The organism is Micromonospora cabrerizensis, from assembly GCF_022230955.1.
Classification (GTDB): Bacteria; Actinomycetota; Actinomycetes; order Mycobacteriales; family Micromonosporaceae; genus Micromonospora; species Micromonospora cabrerizensis.
Window position 1 is genome coordinate 1 of record NZ_JAKKFI010000020.1, and the last position, 2581, is coordinate 2581.

Here is a 2581-nt window from a genome sequence, read left to right on the forward strand (position 1 = left end):
GCCGGGCGCACCGGCAGGCCGAGCCGTGGTCGGCGCCGCCGCCGTCGGTGCCGCCCCAGCGGGCCGGGCCAGTGTCGGCTCCGCGTCGGTGGGTGGCCGTGCCGCCGTCGCCCGGGCGAGCGTCTCGCCGGTCTCCGGTGGGCCGGGCGGTCCAGGTGGACCGAAGGGCCCTGGTCGGGGCGGCCGGGGCGCGGGTGACCCGGGTGCCGCCGGGCGGGCGAAGAAGCGCAAGCGGATGAACCTGCTGATCGCCGGCGTCGCGGTCTTCATCATGCTCGCCGGTGTCGGCGTGGTCGGGTTCACCTACTACTCGACCAACGTGGTCATGCCCAACGAGATGCCGCTGCCGCTGTCCACCACGGTGTACGCCAAGGACGGCAAGACCCAGTTGGCCAAGCTGGGCAGCGAGAACCGCAGCTTCGTCACCATCAGCCAGATCCCGGAGCACGTGCAGCACGCGGTGGCGGCAGCCGAGGACCGCAACTTCTACCGGCACTCCGGCGTCGACTACAAGGGCATCGTCCGAGCCGCGTGGAACAACGTCTCCGGCGGTGACAAGCAGGGCGCCTCGACGATCACCCAGCAGTACGCCCGCAACGCGTTCGAGAACCTCCAGGACGACACGTACGGCCGGAAGGTGAAGGAGGCCATTCTCGCCTCCAAGCTGAACGAGAAGTACGACAAGCCGGAGATCATGCAGCACTACCTCAACGTGATCTACTTCGGACGTGGTGCCTACGGCATCGAGGCCGCGGCACAGACGTACTTCGGCAAGGCGGCGAAGGACCTGACCGTTGGCGAGGGTGCCGTGCTCGCGGCGGTCATCAAGCAGCCGGTGGCGAGCGACAGCCACCGCGGGTTCGACCCCGCCGTCAACATGCCCGACGCCAAGTCACGGTGGGACTACGTGATCGCCGGCATGAAGAAGGAAGGCTGGGTGGACGCCCCCAACCAGCCCGCGTCGCCGACCGAGTACCCGAAGGTGCTGGCACCGAAGAAGGGCGGCAACGGGTTCGGTGTCGACAGCCCGCGCGGCAACGTCATCAACTACGTCCGTCAGGAGATGGACGCGATGGGCCTCTGCTCCGACACCGGCGCGGAGGGCAAGACGAGCTGCGTGGACGCACTGCGCGACGGCGGCTACCGGATCACCACCACCATCGACCCGAAGCTGCAGACCGCCGCCGAGAACACCGCCATGCAGTCCAAGAAGGGTTCCGAGCTCAACGACCAGCCGGACAACCTGATGGCGGCGGTGGTGTCGATCGACCCGTCGAAGGGTCGCGTGCTCGCCTACTACGGCGGTGACAGCGGCGCCGACTTCGACTACGCCGGCAAGAACACCGACAAGAACGGTGACCTGACCGGCGGACACCAGCCGGGCTCGTCGATGAAGGTCTACACCCTGGCCGCCGCGATCGAGGCGGGCATCTCGGTCAAGTCGCACTGGGACCCCACGCCGTACAAGCCCGAGGGCTCCAAGGTCGCGATCGGCAACGCCGGCCGCACCAACCTCAAGTGCGGCAAGTACTGCACCCTCGAAGAATCGACGATCCAGTCGTACAACGTGCCCTTCTACTGGGTCACTGACACGATCGGCGCCGCCAAGGTCGTCGACATGGCCCGCAAGGCCGGCGTGACCACCATGTGGGGCGTCGACCCGCCGCAGGCCTTCGACCTGTCGAAGAAGGGGCCGAACCCGTTCGACAACTACACCGGTTTCGGCAAGTACCCGATCACCGTCTTCGAGCACGCCAACGCCATGGCCACGTTCGCCAACGACGGTAAGTACATCAAGGCGCACTTCGTCCTCAAGGTGGAGCAGCAGGACAAGGACACCGGCAAGTGGAAGGTGGTCGGCAGCGAGCGCATCAAGCCCGAGCAGCGGATCCCCAAGAAGGTCACCGACGAGGTCACCGGCGTCCTGAAGCAGATCCCCGGCGCCGGGTCGAACAACCTCTCGCTGGAGAGCGGCCGCCAGGCCGCCGCCAAGACCGGCACCTGGGAGTACAACAGCAAGGACAACGCGCACGCCTGGACGGTTGGCTACACCCCGCAGAACGCCACAGCGGTGTGGGTGGGCAGCCGGGACCCGAAGAAGCCGGCGATCCGCCTCACCGGCGGTAAGCCCATCGGCGGTTCGACGCTGCCCGGCCCGATCTGGGAGAAGTTCATGAACACCGCCCTCAAGGGCCAGGAGGAGATCCCCCTGCCCACCGTCACCGGCGAGGGTGACGTCACGAAGGGCAACGGCAAGGAGCCGGTCGCGCCGCCGACGCTGCCGGGTCTGCCGGGCGGGCCCGGCGGCCCGACCTGTGACCCGCTGACCGATCCGTTCTGCCCGCGTGTCGGAGGCAACCCCGGGGGTAACCCGGGCGGCAACCCCGGAGGCAACCCGGGCGGCAATCCAGGTGGCGGCGGTGGCGGCGGCGGAGGGCTTCCCGGCCTACCGCCCAACCGGAACTGACCCGCACCGCTTCATGACGCCGCACCACCTGACCAGCACACTTCCGGACTCCAGTAACCGTACGTAAACTCGTATGCCGTCTCCGGCTTGAATAGTCATGGGCAGCAGCCAGCC

General features: G+C 68.1%; 1 protein-coding gene. It reads left to right on the plus strand.

Annotated features, from left to right (window positions below):
• The coding region (locus tag LADH09A_RS02630) for a transglycosylase domain-containing protein (protein WP_238643133.1) at positions 1-2467 on the plus strand (2467 nt) is incomplete at its 5' end.
• Between the last annotated feature and the right edge of the window lie 114 nt (positions 2468-2581).